The sequence below is a fragment of the Burkholderia sp. GW821-FHT14F03 genome (genome assembly GCF_058803765.1).
The window spans coordinates 215,047-239,950 of the sequence record NZ_JBXAPG010000001.1; the positions used below are offsets into that span (position 1 = coordinate 215,047).

A 24,904-nucleotide genomic window follows, 5' to 3' on the forward strand; every position below is an offset into this window, starting at 1 on the left:
GGGCCGGCGGCGGGCGCGACGTTCCGCGTCAGCTGTAGCGTCGGAGGATTTCCTTGGACAGGATGTGCCGCTGGATCTCGGACGTGCCTTCCCAGATGCGCTCGATGCGCGCATCGCGCCAGAAGCGCTCGATCGGCAGCTCGTCCATCAGCCCCATGCCGCCGTAGATCTGCACCGCGTGATCGGTCACGCGGCCGAGCGTCTCGGTTGCCAGCAGCTTCGCGAGCGCGGCGTCGCCGTCGGTCATCGTGCCCTGGTCGAGCTTTTGCGCGGTGTAGAGCGTGACGAGCTCGGCCGCGCGGATCTCGGCCTGCATGTCCGCGAGCTTGAACGACGTGCCCTGGAATTCGCCGATGCGCTTGCCGAACTGCTGGCGCGTCGCGGCCCATTCGGCGGCCATCTCGAACGCGCGCTGCGCGCGCCCGACGTTGTTCGCGGCAACCATCACGCGGCCGGCCGTCAGCCATTCGTTTGCAAGCTCGAAGCCGCGATGCTCGTCACCGAGGATCTGTGCGGCGCTGACGCGGCAGTCGGTGAAGAAGATCTCCGACTGGTGGTAGCCGCGCAGGCTCGTGCAATGCGGGCCGCGCCGCACGGTCATGCCCGGCGTGTCCTTGTCGATCAGGAAGCAGGTCACGCGCTTGCGCGGGTGGCCGCGCACTTCCTCCGTGCCGGTGACGGCGAACAGGATCACGAAATCGGCCGTGTCCGCGTGGCTGATGAAGTGCTTGCTGCCGTTGATCACGTAGTCGTCGCCGTCGCGCACAGCGCGCGTGCGGATGCCCATCGCGTCGGAGCCGGCGCCGGGCTCGGTCAGCGCGAAGCAGTCGACGCGCTCGCCGCGCACGCTCGGCTTCAGGTAACGCTCGATCTGTTCGCCCCGGCAGGCCATCAGGATCTTGCTCGGCCGCGCGACGAACACATGCAGCGCCCAGCTCGTGCGGCCGAGCTCGCGCTCGACGAGCGCCTGCGTCACGTAGTCGAGGCCCGCGCCGCCGACGCTCTCGGGCATGTTGAACGCGTAGAAGCCGAGTTCGATCGCCTTGCGGCGGATCGAATCGGCCAGCTCGGGCGGTACGTCGTCCGCGCGGTCGACCGCGAATTCATGGGGCTGCAGTTCCTTTTCGACGAACTGACGCAGCGTCGACACCAGCATTTCCTGCTCTTGGGTCAGCGAAAAATCCATGAATCATCTCCCTGAAAAATGGGGTGCGCGGCCCTCGACCGACGCGCGCAGGGCTTCCTGTCCGTCTTCGCTGTGCCCGCAGGCGACGCCGGCGGCGAGTTCGGCGCGCAGCTGCTCGGCAAGCGGCTGCATGAGCGACCGCGCGAGCAGTGCCTTCGTCTGTTCGAAGGCGACGCTCGGCCCTTGCGCGAGGCGCTCGGCGAAGGCGGCGACATGTTGCGCGAAATGCGCGTCGTCGACGACTTCGGATACGAGCCCCGCCGCCAGCGCATCATGTGCGGCCCAGCGTTCGTTCAGGAAGATGAAGCGGCGCACGACGTCGGGCCGTGCGATGCGCGGCAGGAACCAGCTTCCGCCCATGTCGGGGCTGTAGCCCATGCCGGTATACCCGCAGCGCAGCGCGGCGGCCGTGCTCGCGATGCGGAAGTCGCACGCGAAGCCGATGTCGGCGCCCGCGCCGACCGTCGAACCGTTCAGCGCCGCGACGGTGGGGCGCGGGAACGCGGCCAGCACCTGCACGAAGCGGTGCGCGCGCTCGGTCCACCCGTAGGTGTCGAGCTCGCCGTTGCGCTCGGCTTCGGCCCACTCGTCGACGTCGGCGCCCGCGCAGAACGCGCTGCCGGAGCCGGTCAGCACGAGGCAGCGCACGGCCGGATCGGCCGCGAGCGCGCCGAGCGTCTCGCGCAGGAAGTCGAGATGCGGACGGGCGAGCGAATTGCGCTTCGCGGCCCGGTTCAGGCGAAGGGTCACGACGCCGCCGTGCCGTTCGATTTGGATGTCCTCAACGTTCATGCTGGTCACTGTCTCCTGGATGTTTTGTGTCGGGGGTGAAGCGGAGCCGGCAGGGTCGTCGCTACTTGCGGACCGTATTTCGGCATAGTATAAGTTTTGTTAAATGAACGTTCAACCCAATTATGAGTCGGCCAGGAGACACGCGATGACCACGGTGATTGAGGCGACGTCTGCCGGTTTGCAGGAACGACGGCCCGGCGCGCAGGCGCTTCGCGCGCAAGCGGCGGGGCGCGCGGCAAGCGGCGCGGGGTTGCAGATCGAACGCGTATCGAAGCGCTACGGCAGCGTGCAGGCGCTCGGGGAAACCACGATCGACGTCCCGCGCGGCGAGTTCCTGACGATCCTCGGTCCGTCGGGGTCGGGCAAGACGACGCTGCTGACGATCGTCGCGGGCTTCGAGCATCCGACCACCGGCGACCTGCGCGTCGGCGGCCGCAGCATCGTGGCGCTGCCGCCCGAGAAGCGCAATTTCGGGATGGTGTTCCAGGGCTACGCGCTGTTTCCCCACATGACGGTCGAGCAGAACGTCGCGTATCCGCTGATGGTGCGCAGGCAGAAAGGGCCCGACGCGGTGCGGCGAGTGAAGGCCGCGCTCGATCTGGTGCGGCTCGGCCATCTCGCCGGCCGGCTGCCGCGCCAGCTGTCGGGCGGCCAGCAGCAGCGCGTCGCGATCGCCCGCGCGCTGGTGTTCGATCCCGATCTGGTGCTGCTCGACGAGCCGCTCGGCGCGCTCGACCGGAAGCTGCGCGGCGAAGTGCAGGTCGAACTGAAGGCGCTGCACGAACGGCTCGGCGCAACCTTCCTGTTCGTCACGCACGATCAGGAGGAGGCGCTGTCGATGTCCGACCGGATCGCGATCATGCGCGACGGGCGGCTCGAACAGATCGGCTCGCCCGGCACGCTCTATGAGCAACCGGCGAACCGTTTCGTCGCCGATTTCCTCGGCAAGAGCAACTTCATCGAAGGCGTGGCGCTCGGCGGCGACGCGGATGCCACGCACTATCGCGTCGGCGCCGCACGCTTCGTCGCGCCGGCATGTGGCGCGCGCGCGGACGAGACGCTGCTGTTCGCGCTGCGGCCGGAGAAGGTCGAGGTATCCGCCACGTCGCGCGGCGGCGTGCACAACGAAGTGGCCGGCCGCATCCGTCATTGGAGCTACTTCGGTTCGTCGTACCGCTTTGAGATCGACACCGCGGCGCTCGGCTGCGTGACGGCCGACGTGCCCGCGTGGCGCGGGCTCGCGTCGCCGCATACAGGGATGGACGTGTTCGTGCGGTGGGAGCGCGACGCGACGTGCAGGATCGCGCGCGACTGACGCGCTGAACGACGCGGCCAGCGCCGTCGTCGCCGGCCGATTCACGGGCGCCCGGAAACAACGAGACGCATGCGGGCGCCGCCCAGCCAGGAGGAGACACCATGACAAACGGATACCTGCAAGACCTGATCGATCAAGCGCGCGACCTGGGCCCCGTCGCGTCGCGGCGCCGCCGCGAGTTCCTGCGGCTGTGCGCGGCCGCGGGCATCGCGCCGACCCTGCTGTCGCTCGGTGCGAAGGATGCGCACGCGGCCGCCCCGAAGGAAATCGTGCTGAGCGCGTGGGGCGGGGAAGCGCGCATGGCGTTCCGTTCGGCGTTCATGGACCCGTTCTCGAAGGCGAGCGGGATCAAGATGGGTTACGACTCGTCGCCGGAGGACGGCAGGATCAAGGCGATGGTCGAGAACAGGAACGTGATCTGGGACGTGATGGATCTCGACGCATTCGAGGCGATCAAGCTCGGCCGGCAGGGTTTCCTGCGGCCGATCGATTATTCGGTGGTCGGCCGCGACGCGCTGCCGGGGCTCGCGTCGGATTTCGGCGCGCCGGCCTACCTGCTGAGCTATGTGCTCGCGTACGACGCGCGCAAGTTCGGCGCGAATCCGCCGAAGAACTGGGCCGACTTCTGGAACGTCGGCAGGTTTCCGGGCAAGCGCGGGCTGTGGAAGTGGATGGGCGGCGCGCTCGAAGCCGCGCTGATGGCCGATGGCGTCGACAAGGACAAGGTTTATCCGCTCGACGTGCCGCGCGCGATGAAGCAGTTGAAGGCGTTGCGCTCGAACGTGCTGCTGTGGGATTCGGGCGCGGACAGCCTGCAGCTGCTGCGCAGCGGCGAAGTGAGCATGGCGTGCATCTGGCATACGCGCGCGAACGTGATCCAGCGCGAAACGGGCGGGCGGTTCCGTTATACGTGGGAGCAGGGGCTCGCGTCGTGCGACGTGTGGGGCGTGCCGAAGAACAACCCGTCGGGCGATGCCGTGTGGCGGTTCATCAAGTTTGCGCAGGGCGTCGAACCTCAGGTGAGCCTGCTGTCGATGCTCGGCAACGGGCCCGTGACGCCTGCCGCGACGGCCGCGGTGCCGGCGGCGCTGCGCGCCGACAATCCCGGCACGCCCGGGAACTGGGCGAAGCAGTGCAAGGTGGATCCGGCATGGTGGGCGCAGCACTACGAGGCGACGCTCGCGCAGTACACCGACCTGATGTCGTCCTGAACGGCCCCTTTGCGAGCATGACGCCATGACTACCCTGACTTCTCCCGCCGCGGGCGCCGTCCTCCCGCTCGGTCGAGCGAAAGCCGACCGCTACTGGCTGCTCGTCGCACCGCTGCTCGCGGTGTTGATCGTGCTGTATGTCTACCCGCTGGTACGCGTGCTGTGGCTCGGCATCGCCGTGCCGGAAGCCGGGCTGCACAACTATGCGCGGCTGCTCGAAAACCGTGGCGTGCACCGCGTGCTGTGGACCACGCTGCGCGTCTGCGCGATCACGACCGTGTGCGCGGTCGGGTTCGGCTATGCGCTCGCCTATGCGATGGCGCACGTCGGCCCGCGCCAGCGCACCGCGCTGCTGTTCGGGCTGCTCGTGCCGTTCTGGGCATCGGTGCTGGTGCGTGCGTTCTCGTGGCTGTTCCTGCTCGGCGAGCAGGGGCTCGTCAACACGCTGCTGATGCGCATCGGGCTGATCGATTCGCCGCTGCCGCTGATGCGCAACGAGGTCGGCGTCGTGATCGGGATGATCCATTTCATGATCCCGTATGCGGTGCTGCCGCTGTACGCGAACATGAAGGGCCTCGATCCGCAACTCGTGCGGGCGTCGCAGGGGCTTGGCGCGGGCGCGTTCGTCACGTTCCGCAAGGTGTATTTCCCGCAGACCCGCCCGGGCATCGTCGGCGCGGCGATCCTCGTGTTCATCTTCTCGCTTGGTTTCTACGTGACGCCGGTGATCCTCGGCGGCGGCCGCACCGTGATGATCGCCGAGTACATCAGCACGCAGATCCTGCAACTCATGAACTGGGGCAGCGGGGCGGCGCTTGCATCGCTGCTGCTGGCGTCGATCCTGGCCGCGCTCGCGCTGCTGGCGCGTTTCGTCGACCTGCGCGAGCTGTTCGGCGCGCGCTGAACCCGATGGAGGAAACAAGGATGAAGACCAGACTGACGGCCGGGCGCGCGCTGGTGATCGGGCTCGCGTGGAGCGTGATCCTGTTCCTGCTGCTGCCGCTGCTCGTGTCGGTGCCCGTGTCGCTGACGCCGAACGACTACCTGTCGATGCCGGACGGCGCGCTGTCGCTCCGGCACTACCGCGTGCTGTTCGACGACGCCGCCTGGGCGTCGAGCTTCCTGCAGAGCGGCATGATCGCGCTGGTGTCGTCCGCGCTCTCGGTGACGCTCGGCACGCTGTGCGCGATCGGTCTGTGGAAGATCGCGTCGCGGCGCGGCGAACTCGTGCGCGGCGTCATCCTGTTTCCGCTGATCGTGCCGCCGATCGTGTCGGCGCTCGCGTTCTACCGGCTGTGGGGCGAGTTCGGGATGCTCGACAGCTATCCGGCCGTGATCCTGTCGCACGTCGTGCTGTCGGTGCCTTACGTGGTCGTCGCGGTATCGGCGTCGCTCGCGACGCTCGGCCTGCGGATCGAACAGGCGTCGCGCAGCCTCGGCGCGAGCCTCGCGCAGACGCTGCGCTACGTGATCCTGCCGTCGATCCGGCCGGGCGTGATGTCGGCCGCCGTGTTCGCGTTCATCCTGTCGTGGGACGAGCTTGTCGTCACGCTGTTCATTTCGAGCCGGAGCGTATACACGATGCCGCGCCGCATGTGGGACGGGATGCGTGAAAACGTCGATCCGGCGATCGCGTCGGTGTCCACGCTGTTGCTCGCGGCGACCTGCGCCGCGATCGTTGTGTCGCTGTTGCGCAAGCGCGCGGCCGGATCTGTCTGATTCAATTCGATGTCAGTTATGCCTCATAGTGGAGACGAAGCGCACCATGAATGTCCTGATCGTTCACGCCCATCCCGAACCGCAGTCGTTCACGACGTCGATGTTGCGCCGCGCGGTGCAGACGCTCGAAGCGCAGGGCCACGCCGTCACGGTGTCCGATCTGTACGCGATGCAGTGGAACCCGGTCGCGAGCGCGGCCGATTTCGACGTGCGGAGGAATCCCGACTACCTTGTCTATGCGCTGGAGCAGCGTGAGAACGTCGCGGCGCGCACGATCGCGCCCGACATCGCGGCGGAGCTCGACAAACTGGTCGCGTGCGACCTGCTGATCCTGAGCTTTCCGCTGTTCTGGTGCTCGGTGCCCGCGATCATGAAAGGCTGGATGGATCGCGTGCTCGTATCGGGGAAGGTGTACGGCGGCGTGCGTTTCTACGATCGCGGCGGGATGCGCGGCAAGCGCGCGCTGCTCGCGTACACCTGCGGCGGGCGCGACCATATGTTCGGCGCGGACGGCGTGCACGGCGAAATGGATCTGATGCTGCGCCACGTCCTGCGCGGCACGCTCGGGTACGCGGGCTTCGACGTGCTGCCGTCGTTCGTCGGCTATCACGTGCCGTACATCGGCGACGCCGACCGCGCGGCCGTGCTGGCGCGGTACGGCGACTATCTGGCGGGGCTCGACGGACTCGCGCCGATGCCGTTTCCGACGCTCGACGATTTCGACGGTGACATGCGGCCGCGCGCGCAGGCCGCCGCGCAGGAATGAACAACCGGGCTGTTTCCCGACCCCCTCCGCATGTGAGTGCGTGCGATGACCTTGACGTCGAGCGACGTGTTGCTGTTCCTGACGGGCCTGTTGACGCTGTTCTGTCCGCCCGTCGCGATCCCGATGTACGCGGCGGTGACGGGACATTTCCCGGACGCGACGCAGCGGCAGATCGCGCGCCGGCTGTTCGCGTGGATCGCCGTGTCGATGGTCGGCGCCGTGTGGGGCGGCCCGTTCCTGCTGCGCATGCTCGGCTTGACGCTCGGCGCGCTGACGCTGACGGGCGGCCTCGTGCTGTGCCTGTGGTCGATCCCGATGATGCGCGGCACGGCCAACGACGAGCGCAGCGGCGGCGCGGGCAAGCTCGAATACGCGCAATGGCGCAACTTCGTCGCGGTGCCGCTGATCTTTCCGCTGTCGATCGGCAGCGCGGCGATCTCGCTCGTGATCACGACCGCGACGCGCTTTCATACGCTGGCCGATCTGTGCGTGCTGAGCGCCGCGTGCGTGCTGCATGCGGGCGTGATCGGCCTCACGTATGCGTGCTCGGCGTCGTGGTGCCGCCGGCTCGGCGAGATCGGCAGGGCGCTCGTCGAGCGGCTGTCGGGCATCGTGCTGACCGCGATCGCATTCCAGATGCTCGCGCAGGGGATCCGCGAACTGCTGCCGGGACTCGCGCACTGACGTCTGCGCCGTGGCGCGCAGGCAACTTTTTCTGATGGAAGGAACGACACCCATGAAAACGGTAGGCATGTATCTCGTCGAGCTGTTGGCCGCCTATGGCGTCGACACCGTGTTCGGCATTCCTGGCGTGCATACGATCGAGCTGTACCGCGGCCTCGCCGGCAGCGCGCTGCGTCACGTGAGCGCGCGCCACGAGCAGGGCCTCGGTTTCATGGCGGACGGCTACGCGCGCGCGACCGGCAAGCCCGGCGTGTGCTTTGTGATTACCGGGCCGGGCATGACGAACATCGCGACGTCGATGGCGCAGGCCTACGCCGACTCGATCCCGATGCTGGTGATCTCGAGCGTCAACGCATCGGGCGACATCGGTTCCGGCAACGGCCACCTGCACGAGCTGCCCGACCAGCAAGCATTCGCGGGCAACGTCGCGGCGTTCAGCTACACGGTGCCGCGCGCCGATGCGCTGCCGCAGGCGATCGCGCGCGCATTCGCGGTGTTTTCCGGGGGGCGGCCTCGGCCCGTGCACATCGCGATCCCGCTCGACGTGCTCGCCGCGTCGGCCGAAGCGCTGCCGCCGCGGCCGGCCGTGCCGCCTCGCATCGCGGCGGGCCCCGCATCGGCCGACGGCGTCGATGCCTTGCGCGCGCGCGCGGTCGCGGCGCGCGCGCCGCTGATCCTTGCGGGAGGCGGCGCGCTCGATGCCGCCGCCGACGTGCGCTGGCTCGCCGAGACGCTCGCGGCGCCGGTCGTGATGACGATCAATGGCCGGGGAGTATTGCCGCACGCGCATCCGCTCGGGATTGCATGGTCGGCGTCGAGCGATGCCGTGCGCGCGCTGATGGGCGACAGCGATCTGATCGTCGCGCTGGGCACCGAGCTGGGGCCGACCGATTACGACCTGTATGCGACGCGCAGCTTCAGGATGCCCGCGCCGCTGGTTCGGATCGACATCGATCCGCAGCAACTGTGCCGCGGCGCAACATCGGCGCTGCCGCTGCTCGGCGATGTCGGCGAGACGCTGCGCGCGCTGCGGCGCGTGTGGCCGGCCGATGCCGGGCAGCCGCGCGGCGAGCTCCAAGACGGCGCCGCGCGCGCCGCGATGTGCCGCGCGGCGGCATGCCGCGAACTGAACGACGAGATGCTGCGCGACCTCGTGTTGCTCGACAGCGTGCGCGATGCGCTGCCCGACGCGGCGATCGTCGGCGATTCGACCCGCATCGTCTATGCGGGCAACGTCGGCTTCGCGGCGCCGCGGCCGCGCAGCTGGTTCAATGCATCGGTGGGGTTCGGCTCGCTCGGCTACGGGCTGCCGGCCGCCGTCGGCGCGAGCCTCGGCGACCTGTCGCGGCCCGTGGTCTGCATGGCCGGCGACGGCGGCTTCCAGTACACGCTGGCGGAACTCGGTACGGCGGTGCAGCATGGTGCGCGCGTGATCGTCGTGCTGCTGAACAACGGCGGGTATGGGGAAATCAAGCGGGCGATGGTCGACGGCGGCGTCGAGCCGGTCGGCGTCGATCTGCATACGCCCGATTTCGTCGCGATCGCGCGGGCGTATGGCTGGGGCGCGCAACGGATCGACGAGGGCGCGCCGCTGGCGGATGCGCTGCGCGAAGCAGCCGGTCACGGCGCGCCGTACCTGATCGAGATCCGCGCGGCCTGATGGCGCGAACATTCTCGCTTCGCGCGGGCATGCGCGGGGTGACGCCGTCGGGCGTTACCGGCGCCCGCGGCGCGTCACGCGCGCTTGCGCGCCGTTTTCGGCGGCGGCAGGAACGTATCGACGACGCGCAGGCAGCTCGTCAGCGCTTCGTCGGCGGAAAACGACGTCGGGTCGCGCGCGAGTTCCAGCCAGAAGCCGTCGATCACGGCGGTGAGCGTCAGCGCCGCGAGATCGCTGTCGACGCTGCCGCCGCGGCCTTCGGCGATCTGCTCGAACAGCTTCTTCAGCGCTTGCCGGTAGCTGCTGTACAACTCCTTGTGCGCCTTGCGGATCACGGGGTCGCTATGCGCGACGCTCCAGAAGCCGAGCCAGACCTTCACGTTCTTCGGCGCGAACACGGGCGCGGCAAAGCATACGCGGATGATCGCGTCGAGCTTTTCCTCTGGGCCGGCCGCGTTCGCGGCGGCCGCGCGGGACACGTCGAGCAGGTCGGCTGCCAGCCGCTTGTAGGTCTGCGCCATCAGTTCGTCTTTCGACTGGAAATGATGGTTGATCAGCCCGCGCGACACCTTCGCTTCCGCGCAGATGCGGTCGATCGTGGTTTCGGAATAGCTGTAGCGCGCGATGCAGCGCATCGTTGCATCGATGATCGACTGCTGGCGCACCGCGGGCGTTTCCCGGATGCCGCGGCTGTGGGTCGGAACCGGCACCGTGTCAGGTGTTTTTCTCATGGAGTGACCTTACGAAATCGTCCTGGCACAGATTATAGGGGAGTGTCGGACGTTTGTTCAATTGCAATGGGTCGGCCCATGGCAGACCCGCGAAAACCCTCGTTCCGGGTTTTTTGAAAACTGTTGAAAATCTGTTCAACAGGGCCTATGCTCGAACCCGCATGAGGTTGGTCGGCCATTCAATGAAACGCCGCAATTTCACATGGAACGGGCGCGAGAGTTCGACACAGGAGACAGCATGTTGGCGCGGGTGGAGAGTGTGAAGTCGACCGTCGAGGCGCGTGTGCAGGTGAGCGGCCTGCACAAGCGGTTCGGCGAGCTGGAAATATTGAAGGGCGTGTCGTTGAGCGCGCGGGAGGGCGAGGTGATCTCGCTGATCGGCGCAAGCGGATCGGGCAAAAGCACGCTGCTCCGCTGCATCAACCTCCTTGAAACGCCGACGCAAGGGCGGATCGTCGTCGACGGCGAGGAGATCGGGTTGAAGCTCGATCGCAAGGGGCGCATGACGCCCGCGGATCCCCGCCAGGTCGAGCGGGTCCGCACGCGGCTCGGCATGGTCTTCCAGAGCTTCAATCTGTGGGCGCACCGCACGGTGCTCGAAAACGTGATCGAGATGCCCGTGCATGTGCTGCGCGAAGCGCGCGCCGATGCCGTCGCGCGTGCCGAGCAACTGCTCGAACGCGTCGGCCTCGCCGACAAGCGCAACGTCTATCCGGCCTTTCTGTCCGGCGGACAGCAGCAGCGCGTCGCGATCGCGCGCGCGCTCGCGATGCGTCCGACCGTCATGTTGTTCGACGAACCGACGTCCGCGCTCGATCCGGAGCGCGTCGGCGAAGTGCTGAAGGTGATCCGCGATCTTGCCTGCGAAGGTCGCACGATGATCCTCGTCACGCATGAGATGGCGTTCGCACGCGACGTATCGAGCAAGGTGCTGTTTCTGCACGACGGCCGGGTCGAGGAGAGCGGCACGCCGGCCGAGATCTTCGACACGCCGCAGAGCGAACGTTGTCGCCAGTTCGTCAACGCGCACCGGCAACGCCACTGAGCCACGGGTGTGGCCCGCACAGCCGACCTGATCGATCCGTACTGTTCCCCCGAAGGAGTTCGACCATGAAACGTGTCGTCCGCAGTTTGCTGTGCCTCGCCGGTTTCGCCCTCGCGACATTGACCCCGCTCGGTTCCGCCCACGCGGCATCCGGCGTGTTGCGCTTCGGCGTCGCCGCCGAACCTTATCCGCCGTTCCTGATGAAAAGCCCGACCGGTCAGTGGAGCGGCTTCGAGGCCGACCTGATCCGCGCGTTGTGCGACCAGATGAAGGCCAAATGCGAGATCAAGGAGGTGGCGTGGGACGGCATCATCCCGGCGCTGCTCAGCGACAAGATCGATGTGATCTTCAACTCGATGTCGATCACGCCCGAGCGCGAGAAGGTGATTGCGTTCTCGCGGCCGTATTACGAGACGCCGGGCACCTTCGTCGCGCAGAAGGGCACGAAGCTCACGCTGACGCCCGACGGCCTGAAAGGCAAGGTGATCGGCGTGCAGGGCTCGACCGCGAACGCCGAATTCATCAAGCAGGCGTACGGCAATGCCGCGGCGGTGCGGCTCTACAACACGCAGGACGACTGCAACGCGGATCTCGTGGCGGGCCGGATCGACGCGACGTATCTCGACCGGCTCGGCATCCTCGATTTCCTCAAGACGAAGGACGGCTCGGCGTTCGAGCTGAAGGGCCCCGGCAGCGTGAAGATGGATCCCGCGATCTTCGGCAGCGGCGTGGGCGCGGGCCTGCGCAAGGCCGATGCGCCGCTCAAGCGGCAGATGGATCAGGCGCTCGACCAGTTGCATGCGTCGGGGAAGTACGCGCAGATCTCGAAGAAGTACTTCCCGATCGATCTCTGGCCGCACTGACGCGCACGCGGCGCACGAACGAGGAGGCGGCATGGACGGTTGGGGATGGGTGAGCGATCTCGGCATGGACCCGGACGGCTGGGGCGTCGCGCTGTTGCGGGGCGCAGGCGTGACGCTGCAGATTTCAGTCGGCGCATTCATCGTCGGCATCGTGCTCGGGCTGCTGGGCGCGGCGGCGAAGCTGTCCGGCGTGCGCGCGCTCGAACGGATTGCGCAGGGCTACACGACGCTGTGCCGCGCGGTGCCCGAGCTGCTGCTGATCCTGCTGCTCTATTACGCGGGGACCGACGCGATCAATCTCGCGCTGACGGCGCTCGGCGGCGGCTCCGTCTCGGTCAACGGCTTCGCGGCCGCCGTGATCGTGCTGGGCATCGTGCAGGGCGCGTATGCGGCGGAGATCATCCGCGGCGCGATCCTCGCGATCCCGTACGGCCAGATCGAGGCCGGCCGCGCGTTCGGCGCGCCGCCGGCCCTCGTGTTCCGGCGCGTGACGCTGCCGGCGATGGCGCCGTACGCGCTCGCGGGCTTCGCGAACCTGTGGCTGATCCTCGTGAAGGACAGCGCGCTGGTCAGCGTGGTCGGCTACAACGAGCTGCTTTACACAGCGAAGCAGGCGGCCGGATCGACGCGCGAGTATCTGCACTACTACCTGGTGGTCGCGGCCGTGTACTTCGTGATCACATCGCTGTCCGGCGTGCTGTTTCGCGAAATCGAGCGCCGCTTCGGCCGCTGGATGCCCGCGTCCTGAGCCGCGCCGCTTCCCTTCATCGATTCGGGCCAAGATCATGGATCTGAGCGTAGTGTCATCGTATGCGTCGCTGCTGTTGCTCGGCGTGCTGACCACCGTCGAGCTGCTCGTCATCTCGGCCGTGTTCGGCTTCGGGCTCGCGATTGCGGTCGCGTTCGCGCGGCTGTCGCCGAATCCCGTCGTCGCGCGGCTCAGCAAGGGCTTCACCGAGCTGATTCGCGGGACGCCGCTGCTCGTGCAGATCTACCTGATCTACTACGGGCTCGGTTCGTTGTTCGCGGGCTGGCCCGCGCTGCGCGACAGCGTGCTGTGGCCGTTCCTGCGGGACGGCTTCTGGTATGTCGCGGCCGCGCTCGTGATCAGCGTCGGCGCGTATGTCGGCGAAGTGCTGCGCGCGGGTTTGCGCGGCGTGCCGAAGGGCGAGATCGAGGCCGCGCGCGCGATGGGGATGCGGCCATCGATGATCGCGCGGCGCGTGTGGCTGCCGCGCGCGATCCAGATCCTGCTGCCGACGCTGGCCGGCGAGACCGTGATGCTGCTGAAATCGACGGCGCTCGCGTCGACCGTCGCGGTGATGGACGTACTCGGCGCCGCGAACTACATCCGCGCGCAAACCTTGCGGACCTACGAGCCGCTGCTCACGATCGCGGTGATCTACGTGGCGCTCGCATTCGTGATCGAGCGTGCGTTCGGGCGGCTCGAGCGGCGCGTGCCCGCGCGCATGCCGCGCTGAGGCAAGGACGCGAAGACATGAACCAGGCGGCGGCCGGGCGGCCCCGCTCGAAGGAGGACGCATGAACTATTCGGCGCGGGTCGACCGCCTGCAGGGCAGGCGCACGACGGCCTGGGACATCCACTACGCGGCGCAGAAGGCGCTGGCGGCCGGCGAGCCGGCGATCGTGCTGAGCGTCGGCGACCCGGATTTCCCGACGCCCGACGTGATCGTCGAGCGCGCGGTGGCCGCGCTGCGCGGCGGCGATACGCACTACAGCGAAGTGCGCGGCCGCGCCGAACTGCGCGCGGCGATCGCGCGCGAGCACGTGAAGGCGGCGGGCCAGACGGTCGGCCCGGAGCAGGTGATCGTGACGGCCGGCGCGCAGAACGCGCTGTTCGCCATGTCGATGTGCCTGTGCGAGGCCGGCGACGAGGTGATCGTGCCCGAGCCGATGTATCTGACCTACGAGGCGAGCGTGCGCGCATCGGGCGCGACGCTCGTGCCGGTGCCGGTCGACGCGTCGGCCGGCTTCAGGCTCGACGGTGATGCGCTGGAAGCCGCCGTGACGCCGCGCACGAAGGCGATTTTCTTCGCGACGCCGTGCAATCCGACCGGCGTCGTGATGACGCGCGACGACCTGCAGCGGATCGCGCGCATCGCGTGCGAGCACGATCTATGGGTCGTCTCGGACGAAGTGTACGGCGAGCTGACGTTCGAGCGCGAGATGATCAGCATCGCATCGCTGCCCGGCATGGCCGCGCGCACGGTGACGATCGGCAGCCTGTCGAAGTCGCATGCGATGCCGGGCTGGCGGGTCGGCTGGGCGATCGGGCCGACCGAACTGATCGATCACGCGGAGCGGCTCGCGTTGTGCATGCTGTACGGGCTGCCGGGCTTCATCCAGCAGGCGGCGATCACGGCGCTCGACAACAAGGCCGCGATCGTCGCGGACATGCGGGCGTGCTATCGCCGCCGCCGCGACCTCGTATGCGGCCGCCTGGGCGATGTGCCCGGCCTGCGCTGCCTGGTGCCGGAGGCGGGGATGTTCGCGATGGTCGACGTGCGCGGCACGGGGCTCGACGCGCACGCGTTCACGTGGCAGTTGTTCCGCGCGAAGCAGGTCGCGCTGCTCGACGCGAGCGCGTTCGGCGAAGCGGCCTCGGGCTTCGTCCGGTTCGGTTTCGTCGTCGACGAGGCGCAATTGGCCGACGCGTGCGATCGCGTCGCGGCATTCGTCGCGAGCCTCGACGTCCGCGCGCGGCGCTGAGCGGCGGCGCCGGACTGGACGCGCGAAGCACGATGGTCGAAACGTTGACGTGGCAGGTGCCAGGCGATGCGGGGCAGCCGCTCGCGATCCGCGCATGGCGCCTGAGGGGCGGCGACGGGCCGCGCGTGCATTTGCAGGCCGGCGTGCATGCGGATGAGATCGCGGGGATGCTCGTGCTGCACCGGCTGCTGCCGCAGCTGAGGGCGGCGCACGATCGCGGCGTGCTGCGCGGTACGGTGACGGTGGTGCCGCAGGCCAACCCGCTCGGGCTCGCGCAGTTCCGGCAGGGGCGCCTGCTCGGCCGCTTCCACGACGCGACGCATCGCAACTTCAACCGGCATTTCCACGAATCGGCCGCGTCGCGGCGGCCGGCAACGACATTCGCCGCGTGGCAGCGCGTGCTGCTCGGCGCGGCGTGCGACGCAGACATCGTGCTCGACCTCCATACCGATTCGGAAGCGTTGCCCTACGTCTACCTGCATCGCAGCCTGTGGCCGGCCGGCCGCGATCTCGCGGCGTCGCTCGGGGCTGAGATCGCGATCCTGTGGGACCGGGACGACGACGGCGCGTTCGAAGGAGCGGTCGCCGCGCACTGGGCGCGCGAGGGCGGGATGCGCGACCGGCTCGTCGCCACGGTCGAGCTGCGCGGCCAGTCCGACGTATCCGACGCGCTCGCGGAGCGCGATGCCGACGGCCTTCTGGCGTTCCTGCGCGGGCGCGGCGTGATCGCCGGGCTGTCCGACGCCGGCGACTGGCGGGGCGAGGCAGTGCCGATCGCGCACATGGAGACCGTGCTCGCGCCCGCCTCGGGCGTGCTCGTCCATGAACGCGCGCTGGGCGCGACAGTCGATGCCGGCGAGCGCATCGCGCGCATCGTCGCGCATCCGGGCGTGCCCGGCAGCGAGCACGTGCTGATCGCGCCTCAGGCAGGGCGCATCGTCACGCGTAGCCGGGAACGGCTGGTCGCGCAGGGCGACGTCGTGGCGAAGCTGACGGGCGCACGCGTGTCGGCAGGGTGGTCGGGCGGTGTGCTGGATCCCTGAGCGGCGCAATCACAGCGCGGCGGTTGGTCCGGATACCCGGTGGGAAATTAAAAATACCAACCGGCAGCCGAGCGCTTTCGTGCCCGCGTTTCAGGCGGCGGGCCTGAGCTGCGCCTGGCGGTACAGGCCGGTAATCAGATCGGCCGGGGTCACGATGCCCGCGAGGCGCTGCTCGGTGTCCACGATCGGAATGTGATGGTGGCCCTGATCCGCGAACAGCGGCACGAGTTCGGCGATCGGCGTGGTGAGCGGCATGGTTCGCACGGGACGGCTCATGACGTCGCGAGCGGCCGGCGCGGCCCGTTTGTCCGCGCGGGGCCGACCCGGCGGCGTGCCGGATGCGCCGAACGCAGCGGACCTCGACAGATCGGCGCGCGTCACGATCCCGATTACCCGGCGAGCGGCATCGAGCACCGGCAGCGCCTTGATGCGATGCCGGTTCAACAGCTTCAGCGCGGCGGCCGCGGACGTGTCGGCGGCGATGCCGAGCGCGGGGCGCGACATGATGTCGGCGCACGACAGTTGGCTGAACGTGCGGGCATACGCCTGCAGTTCGACGTCCCGCAGCAGCGCCTCCAAATCGTCGGGGGCGGCGTCGATCCACTCGGTGCGGCGTTGCAGGACCGCATGGAGGTCGGCCCGGGTGAACGCGGCGCCTGCCGGGGCGGGGCGGGATGCCGCCGCGGCATGAGGATAGCGATGGCCGGTGAGCGCGTGATAGAGGAGCGCCGCGCACAGCAGCACGGCCGACTGCAACGCGATCGGTTCGAGCACGAAGCGAAAGCCGAGCGCGTGCACCGCGGGGCCGCCCAGGACGGCGGTCAGCGCGACCGCGCCGGACGGCGGATGCACGCAGCGCAATGCGAACATCGCGCCGATCGCGACGGCGACCGCAAGCGCCGCCGCCGCGACAGGATCGCCGATCCAGCGCGCGCAAGCGACGCCCACCAGCGCCGCGACCAGGTTGCCGCCGATGATCGACCAGGGTTGCGCGAGCGGGCTGGCGGGAACGGCGAACAGCAGCACCGCGGAGGCGCCCATCGGGGCGACGAGCAGGGGCACGCTGCTCGGGATGCCGGGCAGCCAGCGCATCAGGAGGCCGACACAGGCGATGCCGGCGAACGCGCCGACACACGAGCGCAGGCGTTCGCGCCCGCTGAGGGTGACCGGTGTCGGCGCGAAGCCGCGGAGCCAGGGTGGGAGGCGATGCGGAGCGAACGGGGAGCGAGACAAGGCTGACGGTCGGCTGACGACGAAGCGCGGACGAGCCGCAGGAAGCGCGAATTATATGCGATTGTGATATACCTCGCCGCGTCCGGGTTCGAGTCGACCTTCAAGCGCGCACTGTTCGGGCGCCGAAGCGGTGCGAGGAAACGGGCCGAGGGGGCCTGACGGTGAGCGTTCCGGCCCGCATCGGCGTACAATTCCGGCCTACCGATTTTTACAAATTGATGAATTGCCGCCCCCGATGCCTATTCTCCGCCCGTGTCCGCGCCCCGGCCCCGGCATCCGCTCGGCGATTCCATCCCTCTGCCGCGCCGCGCGCGCCGCTTTCCCCACTTGATTCCTCAGCTTAATTCATGGACATGCTCGAAAACATGCGCCTGTTCGTGCGCGTCGTCGAAGCCGGCAGTTTCACCGCGGTGGCGAAGGAGATCGATGCGACCACCGCCCAGGTGTCGCGCGCGGTCTCGAACCTCGAAGCGCATGTGCAGACCCGCCTGCTGCATCGGACCACGCGCCACCTCGGCTTGACCGAGAGCGGCCAGCGCTACTTCGAGCGGGCCAAGTCGATCCTGGCCGAGATCGACTATGCGAATGCCGAGGCGCGCAACGCGCTGCTGCGGCCGAGCGGGAAGCTGCGCATCCATGCGATGACGGGGCTTGGGCAAAGCCACGTGGTGTCGGCGATCGTGCGCTACCAGGAAGACAATCCCGACGTCTCGGTCGAGCTGACGCTCGCGCAGCGGATGCCGAACCTGATCGAGGAGGGCTACGACGTCTCGATCGTGTCGGCGTCGCAGCTGCCCGACTCCGGCTACGTCGCGCAGACCTGCGGCACCAGCTGCAGCGTGCTGGTCGCCTCGCGCGAGTATCTGGCGCGCCACGGCACGCCGACCTCGCCCGAGGATCTGCCGAAGCACGTGTGCCTGCGTCTCGATACGCCGGCTTCGCCGGGCGGCGAATGGCGGCTCGAACGCAGCGACGGCGAGGAAATGCTGTACGAGCTGCCGAACGGGCCGTTCCAGGTGAACGTGCCGGACGCGCTGGCCGTCGCGGTGCGCGCCGGGCGCGGCATCGGTTCGATCGCGTTGTACAGCGCGATCGACGACATTCGCGCGGGTCGCCTGATCCGCGTGCTGCCCAACTACCGGCTGCATACGCTGAGCGTCTACGCGGTGTACGCGACGCGCCGTTATCTGGATGCGAAGATCCGGACGTTCCTCGATCACCTGCGTACGACCTTGACGCCCGCGCTCGAGGCCGACCTGCGCGAACTCGAGCGGCTCAAGTAGGCTATCGCCGCACGCGTGGCGAGGCGGCTTCCGGGATGGCCGGGCCGGTCCGGCAACCGCGTTCGCCGGCGTCACATCGATGCGATCGCGGTGAGCCGCGGCCGGCGGCCGTGAACCTTGCGCGCGGGCTTGCCGGCGCGGCCGGGCTTCGAATGCGTCGCGCGGGCGGCCGCGCGGCTCGCTCGTCCGGCGCGCCTGCGCGGCCTTCGCACGTCTCAGGCAGTCCGGCATGACGCGCGGGCGGCCGCGCGCCTCCGCACTCAAGCGCTGCGTTTCTGCGCAATCACGAGCAGCGCGCCATTGCGATCCTCCAGCACCGCGCGGGTTTCGTGCGGCCCTGCCTGCACGGGCACGCGCACCGATGCGCCGGCCTCGACGATCCGCGCGACGGCCAGCCCGAGATCGTCTCCGTCGTCGACGCGCAGCACCAGGGCCGCGCGCTCGACGATGCGCTCCGCGCCGGCCACCAGCGCGATCGTGAGCGGGCCGCCGTCGAGCGCGCAATAGCGGCCGCCGTCGCGAAGCCTCACGCTCAGGCCCAGCCCGTCGACGAACAGGGGAAGCGCCGTGTCGATGTCGTCGACCGGATACAGCAGCATCGAAATCCTCATCCGTTGCCTCCATTGCCGCGACGCGTCCGACGCGGACCGCCGGACGCCGCCGATCGATGCTGGCGCACCGTCCGCTCCATCGCACGATCCAGGCGGACGAGGGGAAAAGCCCTCTGTCTCCGCATGCGCGTCCTTACTCCAAACAGACGATGCCGCTCCGGGGCCGCGCGCCGACACTCCCATCCGTGGAATGTCCCATTCGTCCGCATCGAGCGGGCGGCCCGCGCGCCCCGCCCATCCTATCTGGAGACGCACGCAATGAAGTTTTCCCTCATCTACGAAGCCCAGACGACCGACGCCTCGCGCGAAGGCGACCATCGTGTATTCAAGGAGACGGTCGAACAGGCACTGCTCGCCGAGCAGGTCGGCTTCGACACGATCTGGTGCGTCGAGCACACGTCGTTGACCCACTATGCGCACATGAGCGCGCCGGAAACCTTCCTCGCGTACCTGGCCGGGCGGACGACGCGCATCGGTCTCGGTCACGGCGTCGTGTGTCTGCCGCCCGCGATGAATCATCCGATCAAGGTGGCCGAGCGGGTCGCGATGCTCGACATCCTGTCGGGCGGCCGCGTGCATTTCGGCGTCGGCAAGGGCGGCAGCCAGCAGGAGGCCGGCGCGTTCGGCTACGCGCTGGATCAGCTGCAGCCGATGATCGACGAATCGATGTACCTCGTGCCGAAGATGTTCGTGCAGGACGAGATCGAACACGACGGCGCGTACATCAAGATCCCGAAGCGCCCGATCCACCCGAAGCCGTTCCAGGATCCGCATCCGCCGATGTATCTCGCCTGCACCAACACGGACACGCTGCGGCGCGCGGGCCAGCGCGGCATGGGCGCGCTCGTGCTCGGCTTCGGCGGCCCCGACGAGGTCGCGAAGAAGAACGCGGTCTATCGCGAAGCGTGGGCGAGCCGCCGCCCGGAAGATCAGGTCGGCTTCCGCCCGACCCGGCACCTCGCCGCGCTGTGCCCGACCATCGTGCTCACGGACGGCCAGCAGGCGCGCAAGATCGGCATTCGCGGCCAGCGCTATTTCATGGAGTCGCTCGCGTACTGGTACACGGGCGGCGAGCGCCCCGATCCGGCGACCTGGGGGGACGACCTGGTGCGGGCCGACACGGGCGAGATGGTGATCCGCTCGCGCTTCGCATCGGAGGAGGTGGTGGTGAACTTCGCCGATCCCGCGCTCGCGTTGATGAACCCGAATCACGCCTACGGCACGGTGGACGACTGCATCGGCTACGTCGGCCGCCTCCAGGAAGCCGGCGTCGACGAGGTGCTGTTCCTGTGCCAGATGGGCACGGTGCCGCACGAAGCGCAGATGGAGACGATCCGCAATATCGGCGCGCACGTGATTCCGTTCTTCGCCGGCAAGGAACAGCGCGCGTACGCGTGACGCGCCGGGTCGCCCCGAGCGGGGCGGCGTCGAACCTCGACCGTCGATCCAACCGCAACAGGAGACATCCGTGCATCGCGACAACGATTCGAACGCGCTGACCGCCGTGCTGACCGCGCGCGCCGATGTGCTCGCGCCAGTGCTGGCCGGCCGCGCCGCGCAGGCCGAAGCACAGGGGCGCTTATCCGCCGAGACGATCGCCGACCTGCAGGCCGCCGGCTTCTTCAAGGTGCTGCAACCGAAGCGCTACGGCGGCCATGAACTCGATCCGCAGGTCTTCTTCGACATCCAGATGCGGCTCGCGCGCGGCTGCATGTCGACGGCGTGGGTGTACGGCGTCGTCGGCGTGCACAACTGGCAGCTCGCGCTGTTCGATCCGCGCGCGCAACAGGAGGTCTGGGGCGACGCTCCGGCCACGCTGATCGCGTCGACCTACATGCCGGTCGGCCGCGTGACGCCCGTTGACGGCGGGTTCAGACTGTCCGGCCACTGGAAGTTCTCGAGCGGCAGCGAGTGGTGCGAATGGGTGTTTCTCGGCGCGCTGACGCCGTCCGAGAAGGAGGGCGGGCCGCCCGAATACCGGACCTTCCTGCTGCCGAAGGCCGACTACCGGATCGAGCGGAACTGGGACGTGCTCGGCTTGCGCGCGACGGGCAGCCACGACATCGTGGTCGAGGATGTATTCGTGCCGGCCTACCGCACGCACAAGGCGATCGACGGGATGATGGCGACGAGCCCGGGCCTCGCCGTCAACGACGCGCCGCTTTACCGGCTGCCGTTCGCGCAGATTTTCGTGCGGGCGGTGGGCACGTCGTGCATCGGCGCGTTGCAGGGGGCGCTCGACGCGTTCGTCGCCGACGCGGCGACGCGCGTCTCGGCGAACAGCGGCGCGAAGACGGCCGACGATCCGGGCGCGCAGCATGCGTGCGCGAATGCCGCCGTCGCGATCGACGAGATGCAGGTGCTGTTGCAGCGCAACTTCGCCGAGCTGATGGCGTCGGTCAGCGGCGGTCCGGCGGTCTCGATCGAACGTCGCGTGCATTTCCGCTATCAGGCCGCGCAGGTCGCCGAGCGCTGCGCGCAGGCCGCCAACGCGCTGCTGCGCTATGCAGGCGGCAACGGCATCTATCACCGTCATCCGCTGGCGCGCCGCTTCCTCGACCTGCACGCGGCCCGCGCGCACTACGCGAACAACGTCGACCGCTTCGGCCAGAATCTCGGCGCGGTGACGCTCGGCCGCGAGAACGTGGATTTCTTCATCTGACGAGGCCGCGATGAACGATGCGCAAGCGCAACCCAACCTGTTCGACGTCGTGATCGTCGGCTCCGGCGCGGGGGCGCTGCTCGCGGCCTGCCGCGCGGCCGATCGCGGCCTCTCGGTCGTCGTGATCGAGAAGACGGGGCTGTACGGCGGCACCTCGGCGGTATCGGGCGGCGGCGTGTGGATCCCGTGCAACCACCATATCGACGAACTCGGCGCGACCGACTCGCGGGCGGCCGCGCGCCGCTATCTCGACGCCTGCACGACCGGCGCGACGCCCGCCGCCAAGCTCGACGCCTACCTCGACCGCGCGCCCGAGATGCTGCGCTACCTCGAGGCGGAAACGCCGGTCCGCTACCAGTCGATGCCGAAGTATGCGGACTATTACCAGAAGCTGCCGGGCGCGATGCCGGGCTACCGCTCGCTCGATCCGCTGCCGTTCGACGGCGCGCTGCTCGGCGACGAATTCGAGCGGCTGCGGCCGCCGTCACCCGGCACGCTGATCGGCGGACGGGTCGCGGTGACGGCGAAGGAAGCGCATGTGCTGTTCTCGCGCGGCTCGGGGTTCATGACGCTCGCGCTGGGCCAGTTCGGCCGCTACTGGCTCGACCTCGGGGCGCGACGCCGCTCGCGGCGCGATCGACGCCTGACGCTTGGCAACGCGCTGATCGGCGGGCTGCGCCGCGCGCTGCTCGACCGCCGCGTGCCGATCTGGCTCGACACGCCGATGCGCGACCTGCTCGACGCCGACGGCCGCGTGACGGGCGTGCGCGTCGAGCGGGCGGGCCGGCCGGTGACGATCGTCGCGCGGCGCGGCGTGATCCTGGCCGCGGGCGGCTTCGAGCGCAGCCAGCCGATGCGCGAGCGCTACCTGCCGCAGCCGACCCGCGTGCATTGGAGCGCGACGCCGCCCGCCAACACGGGCGACGCGATCGCCGAGGGCCATCGGCTCGGGGGGGCGCTCGCGCTGATGGAGCATGTATGGGGCGCGCCGACGCTCGGCGTCGCGGGCGAGGAAAACCCGCGCGCGCTGTTCGTCGAGCGCAATCTGCCGGGCTGCGTGATCGTCAACGGGCGCGGCAGGCGCTTCGTCAACGAGGCGGCGCCGTATTCCGAGCTGGTGCCGGCGATGTATCGCGACCACGCGAGGACGGGCGCGAGCGTGCCCGCGTGGATGGTGTTCGACGCGCGCTTTCGCCGCAAGTACCCCTGCGGGCCGATCATGCCGGCCTCGATGATGCCCGATGCGCGGATTCCCGAAGCGTTTCGCGACGTGCTCGTGAAGGCCGACACGATCGGTGCGCTCGCCGAGCGGATCGGCGTCGATGCCGCCGGCTTGCGCGAGACGCTGCGCGACATGGCCCGCTTTGCCGCGACCGGCATCGACGAAGCCTTCGGCAAGGGCGACAACCTGTTCGACACGTATTACGGCGACCCGCGGGTCAAGCCGAATCCGTGCCTCGCGCCGCTCGATGAAGCGCCGTTCTATGCGGTGCGGCTCGATGCGGGCGACATCGGCACGAAGGGCGGGCTCGTCACCGACGCCCAGGCCCGCGTGCTGCGCGACGACGGCATGCCGATCGACGGCCTCTACGCGATCGGCAACACGAGCGCATCGGTGATGGGCGCGAGCTATCCCGGCGCGGGCTCGACGCTCGGCCCGGCGATGACCTTCGGCATGATCGCCGCCGATCACCTGGCCGCGCAGGCGGCCGACACCGGCGGCCGCTCGGAGCGGCCGGCCGCAACGGAACTCGACGGAGCACGATCATGACCGATCTCACCAGCCATCCCCTGCGAGCGGACATGCTGCTCGCGATGCGGCGCGTCGCGCGTTCCGTCACGGTCATCAGCAGCGCGCACGACGGCCGGCGCTACTCGATGTCCGCGACGGCGGTCGATTCGCTGTCGACCGATCCGCCGTCGCTGCTGATCTGCGTCAATCGCGACGCGTCGCTGCACCCGCCGCTCGACGCGGGCGCGGCATTCTGCGTGAACGTGCTGTCCGCGCGCCATGAAGACCTCGCGATCGATTGCGGCGGGCGCTTGAAGGGCGAGGCGCGTTTCAGCAGCGGCGACTGGCAGGTGTCGTCGCATGGCGTGCCGTATCTGCGCGATGCGCAGGCGAGCCTCGTCTGCGAGCAGGACGGCCGCTTCGTGTACGGCACGCATACGGTGTTCATCGGGCGGATCCGCGAGGTGCGAATGAGTGGCGACGTCGATCCGCTCGTTTATCTCGATGGTGTGTATACGGCCCCCGGCGGGCCCGTCAGCCGCGCGGCCGCGTGAAGGGCGGCGAGCCGTCCATGAGCGAGGTCCGTTTTCACCGGTTGACCGTCGCGGAGGTGATCGTCGAGAGCGACGATGCGCGGTCGTTCGTGTTCGAGGTGCCCGCCGCGTCGCGCGACGCGTTCGCTTATCGGCCGGGCCAGTTCCTGACGCTGAACGTGCCGTGCGGCGAGCCGGGCGTCGCGCGCTGCTATTCGCTGTCGAGCGCACCGGGCGTCGACGCGGCGCTGAAGATCACGGTCAAGCGCGTGCGGGGCGGGCGCGCGTCGAACTGGCTGTGCGATCGCGTGCGCGCGGGCGACGGGCTCGACGTCCTGCCGCCGGCGGGGGTGTTCACGCCGCGCGTGCTCGACGGCGATCTGCTGCTGCTTGCGGCCGGCAGCGGCATCACGCCCGTGCTGTCGATTCTGAAGGCGGCGCTCGTGCACGGGCGCGGGATGCTGACGCTGATCTACGCGAACCGCGACGAGCGCTCGGTGATCTTCCGCGACCCACTGCAGCGGCTTGCCCAGCGTCATCCGGGCCGGCTGCGCGTGATCCACTGGCTCGACAGCGTGCAGGGCGTGCCGCAGCAGCGGCATCTCGAGGAGCTGGTTCGTCCGTTCAGCCTGCAGGAGACGTTCATCTGCGGGCCCCCGCTGTTCATGGAGAGCGCGCTGGCCGCGATGCTCGGACACGGGCTGCCGCGGGCGCGCGTGCACGTCGAGCGCTTCGCGTCGCTGCCCGATGCGTCGGCCCGGGCCGATACCGGCGCGACGGCCGCGCCGCGCGACGGCGCGGGCGCGGCGGTCGAGGCGCTGCTCGACGGCGAGTCGTTCGCGTTCGGCTGCGCGCCTGGCGAAACGCTGCTCGAGGCGATGTTGCGCGAGGGGGTGCCGGCGCCCCATTCGTGCCGCCAGGGGCAGTGCGGCGCGTGCATGTGCCGGGTCGAGCGCGGCGCGGTCGCGCTCGACGGCAATCAGGTGCTCGACGAAGACGAGCTGGCGGGCGGCTGGACGCTGGCCTGCTGCGCGCGGCCCGCAAGCGATGTGCTGCGCGTGGTGTTTCCCGATTGAGCCGCGGCGCGCCGAGGGCGCGCGCGGCA

General features: G+C 69.2%; 24 protein-coding genes. 19 read left to right on the forward strand and 5 right to left on the reverse strand.

Translation table 11 applies throughout. The features are described from left to right. Window positions 1-28 precede the first annotated feature (28 nt). Entirely contained in the window at window positions 29-1,186 is a 1,158-nt protein-coding gene (locus tag AC1RQF_RS01070; protein WP_273995865.1) for an acyl-CoA dehydrogenase family protein, read from the reverse strand. Between the two features lie 3 nt (window positions 1,187-1,189). Beyond that, a complete protein-coding gene (locus AC1RQF_RS01075) occupies window positions 1,190-1,978 on the reverse strand; it encodes an enoyl-CoA hydratase/isomerase family protein (protein WP_273995866.1) in 789 nt (262 codons plus the stop codon). 145 nt (window positions 1,979-2,123) lie between these two features. On the opposite strand from AC1RQF_RS01075, the gene AC1RQF_RS01080 reads away from it, so the two are divergent. The 7 genes from AC1RQF_RS01080 (at window position 2,124) to AC1RQF_RS01110 (ending at window position 9,333) form a co-directional block, all read left to right on the forward strand. Further along, window positions 2,124-3,293: an ABC transporter ATP-binding protein gene (locus AC1RQF_RS01080; protein WP_492871084.1), complete on the forward strand. Its 1,170-nt coding sequence runs from the start codon at window positions 2,124-2,126 to the stop codon at window positions 3,291-3,293. 101 nt (window positions 3,294-3,394) lie between these two features. Continuing rightward, window positions 3,395-4,504: an ABC transporter substrate-binding protein gene (locus tag AC1RQF_RS01085; RefSeq protein WP_273995869.1), complete on the forward strand. Its 1,110-nt coding sequence runs from the start codon at window positions 3,395-3,397 to the stop codon at window positions 4,502-4,504. Window positions 4,505-4,529: 25 nt separating this feature from the next. Further along, the gene (locus AC1RQF_RS01090) at window positions 4,530-5,408 is read left to right on the forward strand and encodes an ABC transporter permease (RefSeq protein ID WP_492871085.1); all 879 of its coding nucleotides are present in this window, start codon (window positions 4,530-4,532) and stop codon (window positions 5,406-5,408) included. A gap of 20 nt (window positions 5,409-5,428) precedes the next feature. Next, window positions 5,429-6,223, forward strand: a complete 795-nt coding sequence (locus tag AC1RQF_RS01095) for an ABC transporter permease (RefSeq protein ID WP_492871086.1) — start codon at window positions 5,429-5,431, stop codon at window positions 6,221-6,223. A 46-nt stretch (window positions 6,224-6,269) separates the two neighbouring features. After that, complete coding sequence (locus AC1RQF_RS01100; protein WP_492871087.1) at window positions 6,270-6,989, forward strand: NAD(P)H-dependent oxidoreductase; 720 nt, start codon at window positions 6,270-6,272, stop codon at window positions 6,987-6,989. Between the two features lie 45 nt (window positions 6,990-7,034). Then, window positions 7,035-7,673 (forward strand): MarC family protein, encoded by a 639-nt coding sequence (locus tag AC1RQF_RS01105; protein WP_273995873.1) that lies wholly within the window; start codon window positions 7,035-7,037, stop codon window positions 7,671-7,673. A 52-nt stretch (window positions 7,674-7,725) separates the two neighbouring features. Beyond that, complete coding sequence (locus AC1RQF_RS01110; protein ID WP_492871088.1) at window positions 7,726-9,333, forward strand: 5-guanidino-2-oxopentanoate decarboxylase; 1,608 nt, start codon at window positions 7,726-7,728, stop codon at window positions 9,331-9,333. A gap of 74 nt (window positions 9,334-9,407) precedes the next feature. On the opposite strand, the gene AC1RQF_RS01115 is transcribed toward AC1RQF_RS01110, so the two are convergent. Beyond that, window positions 9,408-10,064, reverse strand: coding sequence for a TetR family transcriptional regulator C-terminal domain-containing protein (locus AC1RQF_RS01115; RefSeq protein WP_273995876.1), 657 nt, complete (start codon window positions 10,062-10,064; stop codon window positions 9,408-9,410). A gap of 259 nt (window positions 10,065-10,323) precedes the next feature. Between AC1RQF_RS01115 and AC1RQF_RS01120 the strand changes: the two genes are divergently transcribed. The 6 genes from AC1RQF_RS01120 (at window position 10,324) to AC1RQF_RS01145 (ending at window position 15,745) form a co-directional block, all read left to right on the forward strand. Continuing rightward, complete coding sequence (locus AC1RQF_RS01120) at window positions 10,324-11,109, forward strand: ABC transporter ATP-binding protein (protein WP_443111506.1); 786 nt, start codon at window positions 10,324-10,326, stop codon at window positions 11,107-11,109. Between the two features lie 65 nt (window positions 11,110-11,174). Continuing rightward, a complete protein-coding gene (locus tag AC1RQF_RS01125) occupies window positions 11,175-11,972 on the forward strand; it encodes a transporter substrate-binding domain-containing protein (RefSeq protein ID WP_492871089.1) in 798 nt (265 codons plus the stop codon). A gap of 31 nt (window positions 11,973-12,003) precedes the next feature. Beyond that, window positions 12,004-12,720 (forward strand): ABC transporter permease, encoded by a 717-nt coding sequence (locus AC1RQF_RS01130; RefSeq protein WP_492871090.1) that lies wholly within the window; start codon window positions 12,004-12,006, stop codon window positions 12,718-12,720. A gap of 37 nt (window positions 12,721-12,757) precedes the next feature. After that, window positions 12,758-13,453, forward strand: a complete 696-nt coding sequence (locus AC1RQF_RS01135) for an ABC transporter permease (protein ID WP_273995882.1) — start codon at window positions 12,758-12,760, stop codon at window positions 13,451-13,453. A 61-nt stretch (window positions 13,454-13,514) separates the two neighbouring features. After that, on the forward strand, window positions 13,515-14,702 hold the full coding sequence (locus tag AC1RQF_RS01140) for a pyridoxal phosphate-dependent aminotransferase (protein WP_492871091.1): 1,188 nt from the start codon (window positions 13,515-13,517) through the stop codon (window positions 14,700-14,702). A gap of 32 nt (window positions 14,703-14,734) precedes the next feature. After that, window positions 14,735-15,745: a M14 family metallopeptidase gene (locus tag AC1RQF_RS01145; protein WP_273995884.1), complete on the forward strand. Its 1,011-nt coding sequence runs from the start codon at window positions 14,735-14,737 to the stop codon at window positions 15,743-15,745. A 90-nt stretch (window positions 15,746-15,835) separates the two neighbouring features. On the opposite strand, the gene AC1RQF_RS01150 is transcribed toward AC1RQF_RS01145, so the two are convergent. Next, window positions 15,836-16,978, reverse strand: coding sequence for an HPP family protein (locus AC1RQF_RS01150; RefSeq protein WP_273995885.1), 1,143 nt, complete (start codon window positions 16,976-16,978; stop codon window positions 15,836-15,838). Window positions 16,979-17,325: 347 nt separating this feature from the next. Between AC1RQF_RS01150 and AC1RQF_RS01155 the strand changes: the two genes are divergently transcribed. Further along, the gene (locus AC1RQF_RS01155) at window positions 17,326-18,261 is read left to right on the forward strand and encodes a LysR family transcriptional regulator (protein WP_492871092.1); all 936 of its coding nucleotides are present in this window, start codon (window positions 17,326-17,328) and stop codon (window positions 18,259-18,261) included. A 260-nt stretch (window positions 18,262-18,521) separates the two neighbouring features. On the opposite strand, the gene AC1RQF_RS01160 is transcribed toward AC1RQF_RS01155, so the two are convergent. After that, window positions 18,522-18,872 carry a VOC family protein gene (locus AC1RQF_RS01160; protein WP_273995888.1) on the reverse strand — a complete coding sequence of 117 codons (351 nt, stop codon included), beginning with the start codon at window positions 18,870-18,872 and terminating at the stop codon, window positions 18,522-18,524. A gap of 258 nt (window positions 18,873-19,130) precedes the next feature. On the opposite strand from AC1RQF_RS01160, the gene AC1RQF_RS01165 reads away from it, so the two are divergent. From AC1RQF_RS01165 to AC1RQF_RS01185, 5 genes are all read left to right on the forward strand, one after another. Continuing rightward, a complete protein-coding gene (locus AC1RQF_RS01165; RefSeq protein WP_273995890.1) occupies window positions 19,131-20,270 on the forward strand; it encodes an LLM class flavin-dependent oxidoreductase in 1,140 nt (379 codons plus the stop codon). Between the two features lie 70 nt (window positions 20,271-20,340). Beyond that, window positions 20,341-21,534, forward strand: a complete 1,194-nt coding sequence (locus AC1RQF_RS01170) for an acyl-CoA dehydrogenase family protein (RefSeq protein WP_273995891.1) — start codon at window positions 20,341-20,343, stop codon at window positions 21,532-21,534. A gap of 10 nt (window positions 21,535-21,544) precedes the next feature. Continuing rightward, window positions 21,545-23,305, forward strand: a complete 1,761-nt coding sequence (locus tag AC1RQF_RS01175) for an FAD-dependent oxidoreductase (protein ID WP_492871093.1) — start codon at window positions 21,545-21,547, stop codon at window positions 23,303-23,305. Next, window positions 23,302-23,820 (forward strand): flavin reductase family protein, encoded by a 519-nt coding sequence (locus AC1RQF_RS01180; RefSeq protein ID WP_492871094.1) that lies wholly within the window; start codon window positions 23,302-23,304, stop codon window positions 23,818-23,820. The genes AC1RQF_RS01175 and AC1RQF_RS01180 overlap by 4 nt, the downstream gene beginning before the upstream one ends. 17 nt (window positions 23,821-23,837) lie before the next feature. Further along, entirely contained in the window at window positions 23,838-24,875 is a 1,038-nt protein-coding gene (locus AC1RQF_RS01185) for a 2Fe-2S iron-sulfur cluster-binding protein (RefSeq protein ID WP_492871095.1), read from the forward strand. Window positions 24,876-24,904: the final 29 nt, after the last annotated feature.

What these genes read in the sequence shown, in the direction of transcription:
- AC1RQF_RS01070 (WP_273995865.1), bottom strand. Translation starts at nt 1,186, where the DNA reads ATGGATTTTTCGCTGACCCAAGAGCAGGAAATGCTGGTGTCGACGCTG.
- AC1RQF_RS01075 (WP_273995866.1), bottom strand. Translation starts at nt 1,978, where the DNA reads ATGAACGTTGAGGACATCCAAATCGAACGGCACGGCGGCGTCGTGACC.
- AC1RQF_RS01080 (WP_492871084.1), top strand. Translation starts at nt 2,124, where the DNA reads ATGACCACGGTGATTGAGGCGACGTCTGCCGGTTTGCAGGAACGACGG.
- AC1RQF_RS01085 (WP_273995869.1), top strand. Translation starts at nt 3,395, where the DNA reads ATGACAAACGGATACCTGCAAGACCTGATCGATCAAGCGCGCGACCTG.
- AC1RQF_RS01090 (WP_492871085.1), top strand. Translation starts at nt 4,530, where the DNA reads ATGACTACCCTGACTTCTCCCGCCGCGGGCGCCGTCCTCCCGCTCGGT.
- AC1RQF_RS01095 (WP_492871086.1), top strand. Translation starts at nt 5,429, where the DNA reads ATGAAGACCAGACTGACGGCCGGGCGCGCGCTGGTGATCGGGCTCGCG.
- AC1RQF_RS01100 (WP_492871087.1), top strand. Translation starts at nt 6,270, where the DNA reads ATGAATGTCCTGATCGTTCACGCCCATCCCGAACCGCAGTCGTTCACG.
- AC1RQF_RS01105 (WP_273995873.1), top strand. Translation starts at nt 7,035, where the DNA reads ATGACCTTGACGTCGAGCGACGTGTTGCTGTTCCTGACGGGCCTGTTG.
- AC1RQF_RS01110 (WP_492871088.1), top strand. Translation starts at nt 7,726, where the DNA reads ATGAAAACGGTAGGCATGTATCTCGTCGAGCTGTTGGCCGCCTATGGC.
- AC1RQF_RS01115 (WP_273995876.1), bottom strand. Translation starts at nt 10,064, where the DNA reads ATGAGAAAAACACCTGACACGGTGCCGGTTCCGACCCACAGCCGCGGC.
- AC1RQF_RS01125 (WP_492871089.1), top strand. Translation starts at nt 11,175, where the DNA reads ATGAAACGTGTCGTCCGCAGTTTGCTGTGCCTCGCCGGTTTCGCCCTC.
- AC1RQF_RS01130 (WP_492871090.1), top strand. Translation starts at nt 12,004, where the DNA reads ATGGACGGTTGGGGATGGGTGAGCGATCTCGGCATGGACCCGGACGGC.
- AC1RQF_RS01135 (WP_273995882.1), top strand. Translation starts at nt 12,758, where the DNA reads ATGGATCTGAGCGTAGTGTCATCGTATGCGTCGCTGCTGTTGCTCGGC.
- AC1RQF_RS01140 (WP_492871091.1), top strand. Translation starts at nt 13,515, where the DNA reads ATGAACTATTCGGCGCGGGTCGACCGCCTGCAGGGCAGGCGCACGACG.
- AC1RQF_RS01145 (WP_273995884.1), top strand. Translation starts at nt 14,735, where the DNA reads ATGGTCGAAACGTTGACGTGGCAGGTGCCAGGCGATGCGGGGCAGCCG.
- AC1RQF_RS01155 (WP_492871092.1), top strand. Translation starts at nt 17,326, where the DNA reads ATGGACATGCTCGAAAACATGCGCCTGTTCGTGCGCGTCGTCGAAGCC.
- AC1RQF_RS01160 (WP_273995888.1), bottom strand. Translation starts at nt 18,872, where the DNA reads ATGAGGATTTCGATGCTGCTGTATCCGGTCGACGACATCGACACGGCG.
- AC1RQF_RS01165 (WP_273995890.1), top strand. Translation starts at nt 19,131, where the DNA reads ATGAAGTTTTCCCTCATCTACGAAGCCCAGACGACCGACGCCTCGCGC.
- AC1RQF_RS01175 (WP_492871093.1), top strand. Translation starts at nt 21,545, where the DNA reads ATGAACGATGCGCAAGCGCAACCCAACCTGTTCGACGTCGTGATCGTC.
- AC1RQF_RS01180 (WP_492871094.1), top strand. Translation starts at nt 23,302, where the DNA reads ATGACCGATCTCACCAGCCATCCCCTGCGAGCGGACATGCTGCTCGCG.
- AC1RQF_RS01185 (WP_492871095.1), top strand. Translation starts at nt 23,838, where the DNA reads ATGAGCGAGGTCCGTTTTCACCGGTTGACCGTCGCGGAGGTGATCGTC.